Origin of the sequence: Rhodococcus sp. PAE-6 (assembly GCF_025290685.1) — a bacterium.
Taxonomy (GTDB): Bacteria; Actinomycetota; Actinomycetes; order Mycobacteriales; family Mycobacteriaceae; genus Rhodococcus; species Rhodococcus pyridinivorans.
In genome coordinates, this window is record NZ_JAOCLZ010000288.1 from 1 (window position 1) to 229 (window position 229).

Annotated in this window: 1 pseudogene; it reads right to left on the bottom strand. The window is 63.3% G+C overall.

The features are described from left to right. Window positions 1–229: pseudogene (locus NVV99_RS27065) on the bottom strand (lytic transglycosylase); the annotation flags it as partial.

The window sequence follows — 229 nt, forward strand, 5'->3', positions numbered from 1 at the left end:
GATCGCTCCCGCGACCGCCGTCGTCGCATCCGCGACCGCCTGTTGTGCTCCCTGCTGCATCGGTTCAGGCAAGGACGCGACGAGATTCGCCACATCCGTGTCGGCGTTCTCGGCAGTTTCCTCGAACGACTCGATCGCCCCGTTGATCTGATCCTTGTTCTCTGCTGGTAGGTCCACGCCCTGAACGAGCGCACTTGCTGCCGTAGCCACAGCCACGATGACCGCAGAC